The 16,578-nt window shown below is 58.5% G+C and carries 11 protein-coding genes; all 11 read left to right on the top strand.

The window, feature by feature from the left end:
* Window positions 1–88 precede the first annotated feature (88 nt).
* On the top strand, window positions 89–2,023 hold the full coding sequence (locus DFO65_RS14710; RefSeq protein WP_181778744.1) for a polysaccharide biosynthesis protein: 1,935 nt from the start codon (window positions 89–91) through the stop codon (window positions 2,021–2,023).
* Window positions 2,023–3,060, top strand: coding sequence for an MraY family glycosyltransferase (locus tag DFO65_RS14705; RefSeq protein ID WP_113905204.1), 1,038 nt, complete (start codon window positions 2,023–2,025; stop codon window positions 3,058–3,060). Before DFO65_RS14710 ends, DFO65_RS14705 begins: the two co-directional genes overlap by 1 nt.
* Complete coding sequence (locus DFO65_RS14700; protein WP_113905203.1) at window positions 3,057–4,430, top strand: glycosyltransferase family 4 protein; 1,374 nt, start codon at window positions 3,057–3,059, stop codon at window positions 4,428–4,430. Before DFO65_RS14705 ends, DFO65_RS14700 begins: the two co-directional genes overlap by 4 nt.
* A complete protein-coding gene (locus tag DFO65_RS14695) occupies window positions 4,427–6,199 on the top strand; it encodes a glycosyltransferase family 4 protein (RefSeq protein ID WP_113905202.1) in 1,773 nt (590 codons plus the stop codon). Before DFO65_RS14700 ends, DFO65_RS14695 begins: the two co-directional genes overlap by 4 nt.
* Window positions 6,196–7,077, top strand: a complete 882-nt coding sequence (locus tag DFO65_RS14690) for an ABC transporter permease (protein WP_113905201.1) — start codon at window positions 6,196–6,198, stop codon at window positions 7,075–7,077. Before DFO65_RS14695 ends, DFO65_RS14690 begins: the two co-directional genes overlap by 4 nt.
* Window positions 7,064–8,419, top strand: a complete 1,356-nt coding sequence (locus DFO65_RS14685) for an ABC transporter ATP-binding protein (RefSeq protein ID WP_113905200.1) — start codon at window positions 7,064–7,066, stop codon at window positions 8,417–8,419. Before DFO65_RS14690 ends, DFO65_RS14685 begins: the two co-directional genes overlap by 14 nt.
* A complete protein-coding gene (locus DFO65_RS16980) occupies window positions 8,416–9,300 on the top strand; it encodes a DUF6270 domain-containing protein (protein WP_147233370.1) in 885 nt (294 codons plus the stop codon). Before DFO65_RS14685 ends, DFO65_RS16980 begins: the two co-directional genes overlap by 4 nt.
* Window positions 9,301–9,553: 253 nt before the next feature.
* Window positions 9,554–11,626, top strand: coding sequence for a glycosyltransferase family A protein (locus DFO65_RS14680; protein WP_113905199.1), 2,073 nt, complete (start codon window positions 9,554–9,556; stop codon window positions 11,624–11,626).
* A 215-nt stretch (window positions 11,627–11,841) separates the two neighbouring features.
* Entirely contained in the window at window positions 11,842–13,572 is a 1,731-nt protein-coding gene (locus DFO65_RS14675; protein ID WP_181778742.1) for a class I SAM-dependent methyltransferase, read from the top strand.
* Between the two features lie 58 nt (window positions 13,573–13,630).
* On the top strand, window positions 13,631–14,794 hold the full coding sequence (locus tag DFO65_RS16975; RefSeq protein WP_147233368.1) for a hypothetical protein: 1,164 nt from the start codon (window positions 13,631–13,633) through the stop codon (window positions 14,792–14,794).
* Window positions 14,795–15,034: 240 nt separating this feature from the next.
* Window positions 15,035–16,576: a hypothetical protein gene (locus DFO65_RS14670; protein ID WP_245940810.1), complete on the top strand. Its 1,542-nt coding sequence runs from the start codon at window positions 15,035–15,037 to the stop codon at window positions 16,574–16,576.
* Window positions 16,577–16,578 lie beyond the last annotated feature (2 nt).

The following is a 16,578-nucleotide window of genomic DNA, read 5'->3' as shown; positions in this document are numbered from 1 at the left end:
GCGACGGTGTCGTGCTGAACGCAGGTGTCGTTGGAGCGAAATGAGGAACGTGGGACGAAGGACTGAGCCCCTTGCCTCTCGACCCCGAATGGCCCGGCGCATTGCCGCATTCGGGTTGTCGCTGATCGACGGAGTCGTCTTCGCCCTCCTCGTCTGTGCCATGACGTTCGTCCGCTACGACTTCCACATCGAGCGGGTGAATGTCCTCGGGATGTACGTCTGCGCCCTGATCGGACTCGTCGTCTTCCTCGTCTGCGGCCCCTGGTCCATCTACCGCGGCCGGTATCACAATGGGTCGACCGACCAGTTCGCTGCCATCGCGGGAACAGTGGCACTCGGCGTCGGCCTCATGTGGGTCGCCGAGTTCGCTTTCGCATCTCAGCTCCTCATCCCGACCAGTGTCCCCATCGCCGCGGGGGCGATGATGATCGTGGTCAAGAGCATGGGCAATTGGGTGCGGCGCAATCTTCGCCAGCGCACCCTCTCCTGGTCGGGCTCGTCGAAGTCGACGTTGGTCATCGGTGCCGGGCCGCACGGGATGGTTGCTCTCGACATGATCGCCGAGGACCCTCGTGGAGAATTCGTCGCCGTCGGCATCCTCGATGACGACCCCGCCAACCGGCACCTGCGCCACTCGGGGATTCGCGTGCTCGGCACGACGGCAGACATCGCCGAACAGGTCGACAAGACTGGCGCCGCGGTCGTGATCATCGCGGTTCCCGACCTTCCGCCGCAAGAGCTCGAGCGCATCGCCTCCGACCTCGAGTCCCGTCCGGTCGAGCTCAAGGTCCTCCCCGCGCTGCGTGAAGCCGATTACACGCGCCAGGACATCGAGACCGCCAGCGTCGCGGATCTCCGTCATCGCAATTTCCGCGACGTCTCCCTCGAAGACCTCATCGGCCGGCAGCCGATCTCGACGAACATCGACGACATCGCCGCGGCGATCGCCGGCCGGGTCGTCCTCGTCACTGGCGCGGGCGGGTCGATCGGCTCCCAGTTGTGCCGACAGGTCGCACGCTTCGGGCCTGCACGCCTCGTCATGACGGACCGCGATGAGTCCGGGCTTCACGCCACCCAACTCGGCCTCGAAGGCTCAGCGCTGCTCACCAGCGAGGATCTCGTGCTCGGCGACCTGCGCGACTCGGCATTCGTCCACTCTCTCGTCGCCGGGGTGGAACCGGACATCATCTTCCATGCCGCGGCGCTCAAGCACCTGACATTCCTCGAACGATTCCCCGAGCAGGCGGTGCGCACGAACATCGGCGCGAGCCTTGACCTGCTTGATGCGGCGGTCGCCAACGATGTCGACTCGTTCGTCAACATCTCCACCGACAAGGCCGCCGATGCCACCTCGGTGCTCGGCAGGACGAAGTTCGCCGTCGAACGCGCGATTGCCTCCGTGGCGGCCGAGACCGGCCGGAGGTACATGTCGGTACGATTCGGCAATGTCCTCGGCTCGCGCGGTTCCGTGCTGGAGACATTCGTCGCTCAAGTTGCCGCAGGCGACCCCGTGACCGTCACCGACCCTGAGGTCAAGCGCTATTTCATGACCGCCGACGAAGCCTGCGAACTGGTCCTCCAGGCAGCGGCGATCGGAAACCCTGGAGAGACGCTCGTCCTCGACATGGGAGAGGCCATCAAGATCGATGACTTGGCTCGCCGCGTCATTGCACTGAGTGGTCGCACCGATGCGCAGATCGTCTACACCGGACTGCGCGACGGTGAGAAGCTCGACGAGGTGCTCCTGTCACCGACAGAGACCGACAAACGTCCCAACCATCCGCTCATCACTCAGGTGCCGATCGCTCCAATCGACGTCGCATCGCTGCGGGAACTCGTCGGACGATCACGATCGGCAGAGATCTACGAACGTCGAACCGAGCTCGTCACTGATCTCAACACCATCGTCGATCACTCCTCGTCGGTGTCCGTCGCCGACGAGGAACTCACCGCACCGGCCGGGCGTGATCTCACGCCGCAGCCGAAGAGCTCGGTGAGCCGGGACCCTGAGGCGGCCGGCTGATGGCGGGCACCGCCGGCCTCGTCGTGCTCATCGCCGCTGCTGCCACCGCGGTCAGCGCGTTCGTCGTGTTCCCGCTGCTCCGCAAGGGCGGGATCGTCGACGTCCCCTCCCATCGGTCCTCGCATTCCGAGGCCACGGTGCGAGGGGGCGGAGTGGCGATCGGGGCCGGAATCACCGTCGCCACCGTCTTCGCCGCGATCACGGTCTTCGCCGAACACGGGGTCCTCGGCCTCGGCAGCAACCTCATGCCCTTGGCCTTCCTGGTCCTCACCTGGTGCTACTCCGCCATCGGAATGGCCGATGATCTCGATTCACTCCAGCCGCTGGGCAGGCTCTTCGGCCAGGTGGTCATCGCCGTGGTATTCAGTGCGTGCATCGCTCTGTTCTCGACTCACGGCATCGCCCATGTCCTCGCCTTCGCCGTCATCGGCGTCGGACTGGTCAATGCGGTCAACTTCGTCGACGGGCTCAATGGGTTCCTCTGCTCCTGGACGATCGTCACCGGGGGCTGGTACGCCGTGGTGGGGCTGACGATCGACGACGCCGACATCGTGGTCGTCTCCCTGGCGCTCGCCGGGGCGGCTCTCGGCTTCCTGCCCTTCAACCTCGGTCGCGCGAAAGCGTTTCTCGGCGACACCGGCAGCTACGGGATCGGCGGGGCGGTGTTCGTCATCGCCGTGTGGATGTTCATCCTCGGCGTGCCGATCGTCGTCATTGTCGCACCCATGATCTTCATCCTCTTCGACGTCGGAATGACATTGGTGCGGCGTCTGTTCCAAGGCGAGAACATCTTCCTCCCGCACCGCACCCACATCTATCAGCGGATCCAGCAGGCGGGCTGGTCCCACGAGCGAGTTTCCCTGCTACACGCCTGCCTGACCGTCATCGCCTGCGTCCTGGCTGTTCCGACCCTTGTGGATGGCAACTCCCTCGGCACCTATCCGAGCCACGTGTTCTGGGTCGTGCTGCTGGGATTCTACGTCGTACTGCCGATCTGGCTGACGAAACGCAATTCCGTCGAGGTGGTCACCGCATGAGAATCCTGCTTCTCACTCACTACTACTACCCGGAGGTCGGTGCCCCACAGAGGCGGTGGCGAATCCTCGTCGACCATCTTCGGGCCGCGGGCCATCAGGTCATCACCGTCGCTCCGCACTCGCACTATCCGCACCCCAACCGGGATGAGTTCTTCAACTCCTCGGTGGGGCGGGGGCGTCGACGAGTGGACATCAGCCTCGGTGGTACCTGGGACACAGGCGTTGACGGAGAGCGCATCCTTCGAGTGCCTTATCTGCACAGCGGAAGCTCGATGGCCCGGCAGGTCCTCGATCAGACCGTGTCGGCGGCCGGAGCGATCAGCGCTGCCTGTCTGCGCCTGCGGGGGACTGCGGCCCCCGATGTCGTCATCTCCACGACTCCTGCACTGCCCTTTCTGCTCGCTGGCGACACCGTCTCCCGCCTGCTCGGGGTCCCGCACATCGCCGAGGTGCGTGACGCATGGCCTGATCTCATCTCCGAGATGCGTCTCGTCAGCAATGCCGCGGGCAAGCGCCTGCCTCAAGCTCTGTCCTCCCTCCTTGAGTGCTCAGTGCTGCCTGGGTTGCTTACGCGCGCCCAACGACGGGCAGCTGTCGTCGTTGTCACGACCGAGGGTTTCCGACACCGACTGCAGGCTCGCGGGATCAATGCCGAGGTCGTCCGCAGCGGGGTCACCCCGGCCGAGCTTGCCGGAGTCTCGGGACTTACCGCAACCGGCGCGATCCCGGTCGTCCCGGCACCGCGGACCGGGCAGATTCCCGTGGTGGCCCCGGACCGCGAGGACCGGGATGAGAAGGCGGGCACTTCGCACGGACTCAATCTGCTCTACGTCGGCACGGTCGGCCGATCACAGGACCTGAGCACCGCTATTCGCGCGGTCCGACAAACGGAAGGCGTGCGACTGCGCATCGTCGGAGATGGCGTCGACAAGTCGGCGCTTCAGCATCTGGCCGTCGAACTCGACATCGATGTCGACTTCTTCCCGCAGCAGGCGGGTGTCGATCTCGCTGGCCATTGGGAGTGGGCCGATGCCGGTCTGGTCAGCCTGAGCAACTTGGATTCCTACAGATTCACCGTGCCGTCGAAGCTCTATTCGCTCATGGCCAGGGAGATCCCTGTTGTCGGAGTCGTTGCCGGAGAAGCGGCGGAGATCATCGCCACCACCGACGCAGGCGAGGTGGCAGCGCCTGGAGTTGTCGAGGCCGTGGTTGAAGCAATGCATCGCATGCGAGACCGCTTGGACCGAGATCAATCCTCCGGAGCTCACGCCGCTATCGGTTGCAAGCCGCGCGACTGGGTCATCGAACATGCTTCTGCCCAGGCGATGGGCAGAGCCTACGAACGAATCCTCGAGCAGGTGTGCCGATGAACCCGATATTCCTGTCGCGACAACTTGCCAGTATCGTCACGACCACCGCTGGCCACATGAGCGAGGACCGTGTCTTCTTCGCCATGCAGGCGGCCAGGCGGCTCCCGGCGACTGCCTCCAAGGGGGTCGGCCGCGTGTTGAGCCGAGTTCCCCGTGCGGCAGCGCAAGCCGCCGCAGCGTGGCTGCTCGGCCAGGAGACGAAGGCCAGGGAGATCATCTCCACCGCGACTCGGGATTCGTACTCGCGTCTCCTCGGCGAGATCGCATTGAACCTGGGTCTGACGGAACAGGCGACGGTGATCGCCGAAGCTGTGCCTGAGGCCGCGGCATTGCGTTCCCGGATCCTGTGGAGTGAAGGACACATCGATGAGGCCATTGATGTGCTGCCCGCCAGTCGCAAATCGGAACGTCTGCGCTCCGAGCGCGAGGTATTGCGGGCTGGCTGGTGGCCTGATGTCAGCGAACACGCCGTTGCACGGTCTGCGTCGAGACCGCGCTCAACGGCCAGGAAGCAATCCGCTTCCGGATCGAGGCCTGCGGCTTCCTCCCTGCACGTGCTCACGAACTCCCTTCCCCACACCCGGTCCGGCTACGCCTACCGGTCTCATCTCATTCTCAGAACGCTGCAGGATGCCGGGCACTCAGCGGTCGCTGTGACTCGTTCGTCCTACCCAGTGACGATCGGCCGGTTGAGTACTGGTCGTCAAGAACGGGTGGACGGAGTCGATTACCTGCGACACGTTCCACTGTTGCCCAGACCAACACCGACTCTGCGACTGGAGGAACAGGCGGAGCGAATCGCGGAGTTGGCCGAGGAGCGCAATGTCGACGTTCTCCACACCACGACTCACTACATGAACGGACTGGCAACCGGATCAGCCGCTCGGGCGATTGGTCTGCCCTGGGTGTATGAAGTCAGGGGAGTGCTCGAAGAGACGTGGGCTGCGGGTGGAAACACCCCGGCAGAGCGAGATGCGCGTCGTTCCAGTCAGCGGTTCGCCTCAATGAGAGCGAAGGAAGTCGAGGTGGCGTCCGCTGCTGACGCTGTCATCACTCTTGGCGAAACGATGCGCGAACACCTGGTCTCCCAGGGGGTGCCGAGGGAATCGATCACTCTCATCCCGAACTCTGTCTCCGAGTCCGTCGTCAAAGCGAACGTCGATCCTGAACCCTCCGAAGTGCGCGCTTCACTCGGACTGCCTGCTGAGGGAGTGTGGGTGGGTACCGCTGCATCGATCGTCGGATACGAGGGCCTCGATGACCTCATCGATGCGGTCAGTCTGGCTCGGAACGCCGGCACAGATATACGGCTGTTCATCGCTGGAGACGGAGTGGCACTGCCTGCGTTGCGTGAGCGCGCCGCAGTGCTGGGGGACAATGCCGTGTTCAGTGGACGAGTCTCTCAAACGCAGGCGATCGAGTATCAGCTCGGGCTGGACATGATCGCGGTCCCACGGAAGAACGAACCCGTCTGTCGTTTGGTCACCCCCATTAAACCCATCGAAGCCATGGGCCTGGCCCGTCCTGTGATAATCTCCGATCTTCCGGCCCTGCGCGAACTCGTGCCGGACTCTGCCGGACGCTCCGTCGCAGCAGAGGACCCGCAATCGCTTGCCGACACGCTGTCTGAACTCGCTCTTGATGAGAGTGCGCGACTGCGAATGGGATCAGCAGGGCGGGCACATGTGCTCGAAACACGGAGGTGGAAGGACATCGGTCAGCGATACGGCCACGTCTATTCTCGGCTTGTCGGGACTGGAGTGAAATGAGCGAAACCACGAACCCGCTTGGCCTGACCTCGATACCTTCGGTATCGAGTGAGGGGCTGGTCCCGGTGGGCAGACGCACCAGCCTGCGCAGCTACCTGCGAGGGCTGTGGGATCGACGGCATTTCATCATTGCGGAGTCCAGGGCGAAAGTCAGCGGTTCGACTCGCAAGAACCTGCTGGGGTCCGGCTGGCTTTTCCTCAATCCGCTGCTGTCGGTGCTCGCCTTCTGGTTCATCTTCGGATTCATCCTGGAGACTTCGGACGGCGTTGAGAACTTCATTGGATACCTGGTCATCGGCGTCTTCTTCTTTCAGTACACCGCCAAGTGCATGACCGGGGGCACCAGTTCGATTCGTTCGGGTGCTGCGATGATCAAAGCGTTCCAGTTTCCGCGAGCGGCCCTGCCGGTATCGACCGTCCTGCGCAACTTCCTGGACTTCGTACCGAGCCTGGCGGTGATGGTAATACTCATTGCCATCATCCCTCCGGCAGAACATCTGAGTTGGCGCGTGGGGCTCATCGTCCCTGTCGTCGCATTGCAGACGATCTTCAATGTCGGCTTGGCCTGTCTGTTGGCCAGGGCTGGGCACATGATTCCGGACCTTGGCAACCTCATGTCGATTCTCTCGCGGTTCTGGCTCTACGGGTCCGGGGTGTTCTTCGTCATCGACGACCAACTTGCAGACTATCCCGGTCTGCTCACCATCATGCGCATCAACCCGATGTACTCCTACCTCGAACTGACACGCAATTCGTTGCTCTATGGGGTGGATTCGCCGTGGTGGATGTGGGCATCTGCGGCGTGCTGGGCGTTCGGTCTGCTCATTCTCGGGTTCCTGTTCTTCTGGCGTGGGGAGGAGAGCTATGGACGCTCTTGAACACAGCCCTGCCAACATCATCGCTGAGGATGTTCAGGTCAGGTATACGGTGGGCACCAAGGATCCGACCCACCGCTCGAAGGGCCTGCACCGCCTCGCCGATGTCGCGCTGGGGAGACAGGGGCAGACCACTGTGCGCGCCCTGCGCGGAGTCAATCTCGTCGCCAGAGAAGGTGAGATGGTTGGCATCGTCGGAGCGAATGGGTCGGGAAAATCAACATTCCTTCGCAACGTCGCAGGTGTGGAACAGCCTGATCGAGGCCGCATCCTGGTGCGGTATCAGCCCCTGCTTCTCGGCGTCCAAGCAGCACTGCAGCCCTCTCTGTCAGGAAGCGAGAACGTTCGGCTGGGCTGTCTCGCAATGGGACTGACCCCGGAAGAAGCCGCTGAGGCATACGAGTACGTCGTCGACCTCTCGGCCTTGGGCAAAGCGATCCATCGTCCGATGGGCACCTATTCCTCGGGAATGGGGGCGCGACTCCGATTCGCTATCGCACTGGCTGCCCGGCCGAAGATCCTTCTCATTGACGAAGCTCTGTCCACGGGGGATGCCAGCTTCGCGGAACGCAGCGAGCGAGCCATGGATGAGCTTCTCGCCGAAGCCGGCACTGTTCTCTTGGTCAACCACGCCGCGAAGGTCATCCAGGAGCTGTGCACTCGCGCGGTGTGGATGCACCATGGCGAGATCATCATGGACGGACCGGCCGAACCAGTTGCTGAGAAATATCGCTGGTGGGCGTGGAACGTTGCCAAAGGCAAGGAAGATGTCGCTGACAAACTGCTGCATGATGTCGTTCGCAGTGCACAGAAAGAAGAGATCAACATCCTCGAGCCGGAACTGGTGAAGAACCCAATTCCGCGCCATGCCAAACGACCGACCAAGGGCAGGAAACCGATTGCCGCTCGGCACGTGAAGCGACGCGAAGTCATCGAAGAGGTGGAGGAAGCGGCCGAGTTGCCGTTGAGCGCGTCCACCCCGACGGTCTGGCCGGAGAAGATTGAGGGGAACTTCGCTCAGGCGACTTTCCCTGTATTGCCGAAGCCGGCTGTGGAAGCAGTCAGCATTCAGCGAGCATACGATGAGCCGCCGCCGCTCAGGTACCGCCCCCGCGAGAAACGAGTGATGCTGCGCGCTGCCGACCCCAGAGATCGAGCTTCAGCGGTGGCAGAGTCGAATGACCTCACGAGTAAGCGTTTGGCTTCCACAGCGCATCGTGCTGCTGAGGAGAGATATCGTCTGCGGCAGCAGATGCGCGGTGAATTCGCTGATTCGCCCAATGAAACACTGCCGACGACGGCCGCAGGAACACCCAATTCGACTCAAAGGCATCGGGACGCATGAAGATAGCGATCTTCGGCTCCTGCGTCAGTCGCGATACTTGCGAGTTCATCCCGAATTCGGAGGTCGTATCCTATGTCGCACGGCAGTCGGTGACCAGCCTCGACTCTCCACATGGGACGCAGGGAGTGAACGTGAGCGGGTTGAGTTCGCCGTTTCAACGCCGCATGGTGCTCAGCGATCTCAAAGGAGATGGACTTCTGCGGATCACGCAAAACGCCGCTGAACTGGACCTTGTCCTCATCGATCTCGTGGATGAGCGGCGCGGATACTGGTTATGGCCGGACGGAACGACGATGACGAATTCTCTTGAAGTCGAAGCCTGCGGTGCGGGAGCGATCGCTGAGGATCAGGGCGCGAGATTGATTGAGTTTGGCACCGATGAACATTTCTTGGGCTGGAGACGTGGTTTTGAGATTCTGATCCAGAAACTGCGGATACACGATCTACTAGATAAGACGGTGTTCCTCGACATAGAGTGGGCCTGCGCGATAGCGGGTTCCCACCATCCGCGCGGGGATACGTACTCCAAAATTGGTCGCCGCTGGCGCAGGACGCAACGCGGCACACGGGAAGCAGTACGGCGACTGGCTCAGGGCAGTGGCCTCAACGAGGCCCTGCGACAAGTCCTGAACGTGAAACCAACCGACGCAGAAGAGTTCGCTGAACGAGCAAAAAAAGCAAACGAACTGTACGTCAGATACCGTAAGATCGTATCAGCAGCGGTGACCGCACGCGTGACCCGCTCAAGCGCAACAGTTCGCATTGAGCCTACACATAAGTGGGGACCTCAACCCTTCCACTACAGAGAAGAGGACTACCGCTCCATAGTTAACAACCTAAACACGATAATGACGTCGTGGACCGAAAAAGACGAAAAATGATGACATTAAATCTGAGTTCAGCCCGTACTCCCCAACGGAGAGCCAACCGAGGTGCAGACACTAATTGACTGGGCGAAACCATTGTGGCACTCGCAGATGGCGGAACGAGCAGCTCGAGTAGAGCACAAAGGCTCCGAACTTTCTCGGCAGCAACTTACAGAAAGGACTGTACCGTCACTAGGGCAGCGGGTACCACACGGACTATCAGCCATTCTTTCAGCAGAATAACTCCACAGAAAATCTGGACAAGAATATGAGTGTCGAGGTCACGCTCGTCGTGCCATGTTATAAAGGCGCAGAGCACATAAGGAAGTGCCTAGAGTCAATCAGGACGCAGACGCTGGAAAGGTCTCGCTTTGAAGTTCTGGTGGTGATTAACGGCGAGGTAGATGATTCCCCGCGAATCATCAAAGACGTTTTCGCGCACGACGCGAAAATGAATTACTCGATCCTATACGAAGAACTTGCCTCGCTATCCCACGCGCGAAACGTTGGAATTCGCTACGCAAAGGGAACTTGGGTCACCTGGGTAGACGTGGACGACTGGCTTTCTCCAAACTACCTGGGAGAGCTACTCCGCGCCGCTAAAAGCGGTGTCACTCCAGTCGCTCAAGTAATTGACGTTCAGGAATCAAATCTGCAAGAAACAAGTTCCGTTATCACCGAGCAGATACTGGGACTGGGTCCCGGAACTCACGATCCCATCGATCTCTGGCGCGCGCTTGGATTTGCGGCCTGTAAACTTCTGCCAACAGCGCAAGCGCGTCTGCGAGAGTTCGATCTGAACCTGCGCAGTGGTGAAGATGTAGCATACTTTGCGCCCTTCTATTCAGAACACAATCTCAAAATTGATAATTCTCCCGCCCACGCGGGAGCAACGTACTTTCGCCTGGTAAGGGCCGGATCTATGTCAAGGCAGACGGCCAACTTTAACTTTTCGGTCGCGCAGAGACTGGCTGTAATGAAGCACCTTGACGAGGCAGCCTTGACCGCCGAAGCTGGTATGCGCAATCTGATGCACAGCATGATGCGATCTCAAGCCCTCTTCAGCAAACGCTACCTCGATGCGCATCCGGAATCGCTGGAAGATGTTATTACCGAATACGACGACGCAAGTTTGAACTACACTCCCTGGAACATGCTGGGAGCAAAGACTGGCAACCTTGCCATCTTGTACAATTTTTTGCCATACGCCGACGCAAGCGCGGTGGTCGCGGCGAAGAGGATTCTGAATAGCGGCAGTCAGTGGAACGTTGTAAACAACGATATGTCGAAAATTAGAGAAGTTGATGGCAAACTGCACGAGAAGGTGTTGCCATACATCTCCACGCAAAAGACGATCAGAAATCCACCTGTCTTTGGAGGGTGGAAAGGGGTTCGAGACTTTTGCATTTCGGGACTCGAAGCGATACGAGAAATCGAATCAGTTCACGGCTCTCAATCGGTAGTCTATAGTCGTTCGATGTGGCCGGCGTCTCACTATCTAGCTGCACTCCATAAAGGTAGGAACCCGGGGGTTAGTTGGACTGCAGAGTTTTCGGACCCCCTGCGAAAAGATGTGCTTGGTCACGAACGGGTAGGGAAGGTCGAAGATGACGAAGTATGGGCAGAACTCCAGGAACGGCTGAAAGCCAATGGTTTTCAAATAGAGGCAACGCAAAGCTTGTTCGCGAACTGTGAGAAAATCGCGTACGCGCTGGCTGATCGTGTAATCTTCACCAATCCCCACCAAATGAGCTACATGCTTTCCTATCTCGACGACGCATCGTTGAAAAGGCGCGCCAGGATGGTTGCTGCAGTAGAGCCGCAACCTCCACCAGGCTCGCGACTACTGTCAGCGTCTGATAAGTCCGCCGATGTCGGAATCCAGAAGAAGATTAACTTAGGATTGTTTGGCAGCTTCTACCCAAATCGTGGTGCGGGAAAGATTCTTCGCGCGCTGATGCTCTTAGAGAAGAACGAGTTGGAACGCGTAAGGCTGAACGTGTTCTCGCCGAATCACATTGATTTAGCACGGGAAGTCGGTGAGTACGAACTCGAAGAGGTAGTCCAAGTGAACCACCCGCTTCCCTATTTGGACTATCTGCGGGCGGCGGCTTCAATGGAGTATCTCATAGTGGCAGATGCTGATACAGCTAGTACCGGGCACCGGCTTAATCCTTACCTGCCATCCAAGCTCAGCGACTATAGAGGAACGGGAGCCAAGATCTGGGCGCTCTATGAGCCAGGCAGCGTACTTAGTCGTGAGCATTGTGATCTCAAAAGTCGTGTGGATAGTGTAGAGGATATGCTCCGAGCCCTGAAAGCGATGGTGGCAACGCAATGAGGGATTCACAATTTTACAAGATGTTTCTTGTGCTCGCGGTAGTGTGCGCAAGCGCTTCGCTAGCTACTGGTCTGATGGACATAAGCGAATCTGGCACAGGCCTTTGGCAGGCCGTATCGCTGCTATTGGCACTGCTTTCTCTATTTTGTATTCTCGCAGTGGGGCATCTTCGGATGCGTCTGACTTTCTCTACATTGAGTAACAGAACCTCCCGTATGGATAGCATGCTGGTTAGTCTGGCGGCACAAGGGTCAACCTTAGAAACCACGCTCACTTCGTTAGACCAGAAGCTGGACACCAGTCCCGATGCATCTACGTCCGTGGTGATGCGTAGAATTGCCGAAGTTGAGCGCGAAATCATTGCGAACGACAGTTTTGACGAGGCTCGTTCAAGCCTGTTGTTAGCAGAGATATCAAGACGCTTCACGGATCAGAGCGAGCAACTCTTTCTTGTTCGGTCTGAAGCCGAGAGACGCTCAACGGAGTACAATCTGATCCGTGAAGATATCCAATCGTTGAAGTCTCAACTGAATGAAATCGCGAGCGAGATGTCTTCGGCGATGGAAGACGGATCCAAACGTTCGACTAGATTGGACCAACGGCTGTCCCGTTACGAGCGAGCGCTGGAAGACGTCAACTTGCGCATGGAATCACTGGCTGTGTCCCGCGCTGATCTTGCCAAACTCAACGAGCTTGTCAACTCATCAGCTGACCGTCTGGAGAGCCTGGTTCGGAAAGCAAATACAGGTATTGAGCGTTCGACCGGCAGTGCGGCGGACCGAATCGCGAATACGGAGAACAAGATCGGTAAGAAGATTTCTGCCGTAGGCGATTTTCTTGCAGACAAGATTGACTCGGGTGCCAAAAGGACCAGCCTTCGTATGAACGAGTCTGTTGATTCGGTTGCGGAGCGGATCGATGAGGCAAATCGTGCGATCGGTGAGTTGCCTCTTCTTCTGGATAAGGTGCGACGCGAGGGGGTAAATGCTCAGTCTTCCGCGCAGGAGGCATACACCCGAGTTTCCGATGGGATTGAGCGCATTGATCGTCAACTGATTTCGTTATCTGAAGCTAGGCCAGCGGAATTACGGCACCTTCGCGAGGTGTTGAACTCAAGGCTGGATGAAGCGATGACGGAGATTGCAACGAATAGTCGAATAGTCGATCTGCAGAAGTCTATACAAGAAGATTTCGAATCGTTGTCCTCTCGCACCCAGAACTTGTTCAATGCTACTCAAAGCAAGCTGAATCAGCTTAGGGTCGCAGCCGAAGAAATGCCTAAGGAGGTTAGCGACTTTGCAGCTCTTCTGAAGCAATTCGAAGTTGACTCGACTTCGACCCCACGAGTCGGCGGCTGGGCGGCCACTGTGCCAGCTATTCGCACAATCGTGGGTGAAATAGTGAGAAATGATCAAGTCCGTACTGTGCTGGATGTGGGTTCTGGTACTTCTACTTTTTGGTCAGCTTTGGCTTTTCGCGAACGCGGGTACGGAAAGTGCTTCGCATTGGAACATGATGAAATATACGTCGACAGAATGAACTCCGTCCTGGAAGCTCACGGCTTAGGACAGTGGGCTGAGGTAGTTCACGCACCACTTGTCCCGTGGAAGCCGAGTTTCAATTACCCGGTTTCATCGGACCATATGCCTGATCGGTGGTATGCGACCTCCAGTATACCTGACGTCGATTTCGACATTGTATTTGTTGATGGGCCGCCCGGTCACGCCCATGAGTTTTCACGCTTGCCTGCTCTTGAAATACTGGCTCCTCGCCTTCGAGACGGCTCGATGATAGTTTTGGACGACACGATCAGAGTCGAAGAGAAGGGCATTCTGAAACTTTGGCAGGATATTCCTAGCGATATAGGGCGTATCGAGGTGGAAGACAGCTTGTCGAAATCTGCCGTGTTGCGATTTACTTCTGACAGCGCTTCCGTCGGTGAGTGATTGTATGGCCAATTGCCGTTGAGGGTAATTTGTTGCTAGTTTAGTTGAGGAGCTCTAGATGAATTCGATTAGATTTTCTGGTTTCCAGGTTGTCGATGCTCAGCGTCTGAGTTTTGAATACTCGAAGAATGAAGGTTCTGAATCTGGTGAGTTGTTTTTCGAGTCTTCCGAGCCGCTGCCATTCGACCCGAATAGTGTTGCTCGTGTTCTGTACACTCTGATTGGTAAAGCTTATGACGACATAAGTATCGATTTGAATGTATCGCGTGACACCGCTGAGATGTTTAGAAGGTACGTGTCGCCTGCAACTTCGTTTCTTTCTGAGTCCGGCAGCGAGAGGAATGTACCGAGGTCGGGTAACCTGCTCAATTTTTCGGGAGGGTTTGATTCACTCGCTGCTTTGCAACTGATGCCCTCGGGAACCAAGCTGGTCTCTATGGATTTCGGCGGCCCGTTCCAGCGCGAGGAGCGTTTCTTTTCCAATTTCGAAACCACTACTATTAAAACAAACATCGTCGGCACTGAGTTCCAGATGAACAGCTGGGCGATGATGGGAATCGCCGCGATACTCGCATCTCCCGTATATCGTTCGAAGTACATGACTTTTGGCGGAATTGCCGGTAACACGCCGGATACGATTCGCATGCATTCCGTTGCGTCGTATGCTCCAACGTTTCCGCCCTTTGCCTATTCGGGTTATCGGAACGCTGCTTACGTTGTGGGTATTTCGGAGGCTGGTACTGCTATGTTGATCGCTCACCACATGCCTGAGTTGCTGTGTGACTCGTTGGTTTCATTGGCAGCGGATGGAAGCGCAAAGAAGTATCGAAAGACTTGGCTTGCCACTATTGCAGCTGAACGCCTCGGTTTGGATTTTAACATCGACCCCGCTGTCCCTCCTTCCTCACCTGCGAAATGGGGGCATCACTTTACGACTGATTTCGCGAGTTTGTACATACTTAAGCATGCTGGGAGAGAGGTTTTCGACACCATGCTTAGGGATGTTCCGGATGAGGTGTACAGAGTCGTGGATTTGCTAAGCCTTGATTTTTTCGAGCGGCTGAATACTACCAACATGCTGAAATTTCCGGCTGAGCTCTGGGGTGGGTTGATGGATCGTGCCACCGCTGCCGGAATCGTACCTTATACCGAGCGGGACTGGAGTGAACTCGGTGAAGTTCGACAGCTTTTTTCGAGGACTTTTCCTCAAGTCTTGAGCTAGTGTTTTTGATGAACGTTCTCATGTTCGTCTTGACCTCTATTATTGGGGAGCGTAGCGATGAATCACTCTTCTGGTCGGTGGGTCGTGTCCTTGGTTTGCGTTTGAACTCGCATGTTGATCTCGGTTCTGCCTGCTTTCACGACGAACTGGTTTTGGTGACTGTCGGCGCTTGCGTGCTTTCTTCGTGGGGGTAGTGATATGAGATTTTCTCTGACGTGTCCTCGTCCTGGTTCGTTGTTCATGGCGGCATTTGTTCTGCTGATATCGGCCTGTGCTCCTGACTATGATTCCGATGGGGCAACTGAGTCGGCTGTTTCGCCCACCTCGGAGTACTTCACCCAATCGTTCACCGGCCCGATCGACGGCGATGCAGTGACGATTGAGATCTCCGACAAGCTCACGAGCAAGACGTTCCGTCGGGACAATATTGGCCTCTCCTTCGAATCGACGGAGCTCGCCGATCCCAGGATCGATCCTGCCGCTTCAAACCTCGACGAGCTGCTCAACCACCTCGGCGATCCTGCACTGCGGTTCGGCGGGAACGAGCTCGACCGGCGGGTGTTCTGGACGTCGGCGGGGGAGAAGGCGACGAAGCCCGAGCAGGTCGTTGTCACTCCGGACGATCTCCGACGCCTGAAGAAGCTCGTGGACGCGACCGGCTCGACCGTCACCATCGGCATTCCGCTGGGCACCTACGATCCGCAACGCGGAGCCGACATGGCAACTCACGCAGTCGACATCCTCGGCGATTCCCTGGTCGGACTGGCCATCGGCAACGAACCGAACGGGTACGCGATCACATCGGTCCCCAATGGCGCAGTTCGCGGCTCAGGGTGGAACACCGCTGAGTACAGGAAACAGCTCGACGGCTACGTCTCGGCAATTCACGCCAAGCGGCCCGACGCGCCCATCATCGGACCGGACGTCTACGACGGGGAGTGGATGGATGCCTTCCTCGATTCTGACGTGAAGAACACGGCAGCATTGTCTCAGCATTGGTACCAGCTCTACGAATGTTCGTCGACGGAGGTCCCTGGACGCGGTCCGCAGGCGCAGAACCTCATCGACCCCCTGGCCAAGGACAGTGCAGAGAAGATCCTCGACATCGGTCTGTCCAAAGCCGAAGGGGCCGGCATCCCGCTCTGGCTCGAGGAGACGGGCACCACCAGCTGTCCCGGTACCAACGACACATCACGGACTCACGCCACCGCACTGTGGGCCGTTGACTACTCCCTGTTCGCGGCGACGCTCGGTGTCGAACGCATGGCGATGCACTCCATGCTCGGTGCCTGCCTCGGCGGGGCCCCAATGTCCCTCGTTTGCGATCCCGCGGACCATGGGAGCAGATCATCCACGTTCTCTGGGCGACCGCACTACTCGGCTCTGCGCCTGCTGGTTCCCAGCACCGGCGGCAGCTTCCTCCACACCACGGTCAAGGGCGGGGGTAACATCAGCGCCTACACGGTGAGCAAGGATGAGGGGAACACCTTGGTGACGACGATCGTCAATGCCAATGATGCGAAGAGCTCCGGAGGTAATCCGGTCACCCTCACGGCTCCCCAAGGATACCGGGTTGCTGAGGCCGCGCAGGTCCACGCTCCATCGAATGAGGCCAAGAATGCCACAGCGGTTCACCCCTCGACGCCCCTTCCGGAGACAGTGCCCTACAGCGGACCGGCTCGGCCCAGTGATGACCCGAAGATGACCGAGTTTGACATCGACCTGTCGGCAAGCAGCGCCACCGTGCTCATCCTGCGCAAGGAGAGAACCGCGGAAACATAGGC

The sequence above is a fragment of the Brevibacterium sanguinis genome, from assembly GCF_003315415.1.
GTDB classification, from domain to species: Bacteria; Actinomycetota; Actinomycetes; order Actinomycetales; family Brevibacteriaceae; genus Brevibacterium; species Brevibacterium celere_A.
Note: the sequence above shows the minus strand (reverse complement) of the source record. Positions and strands in the feature narration are given on the sequence as shown.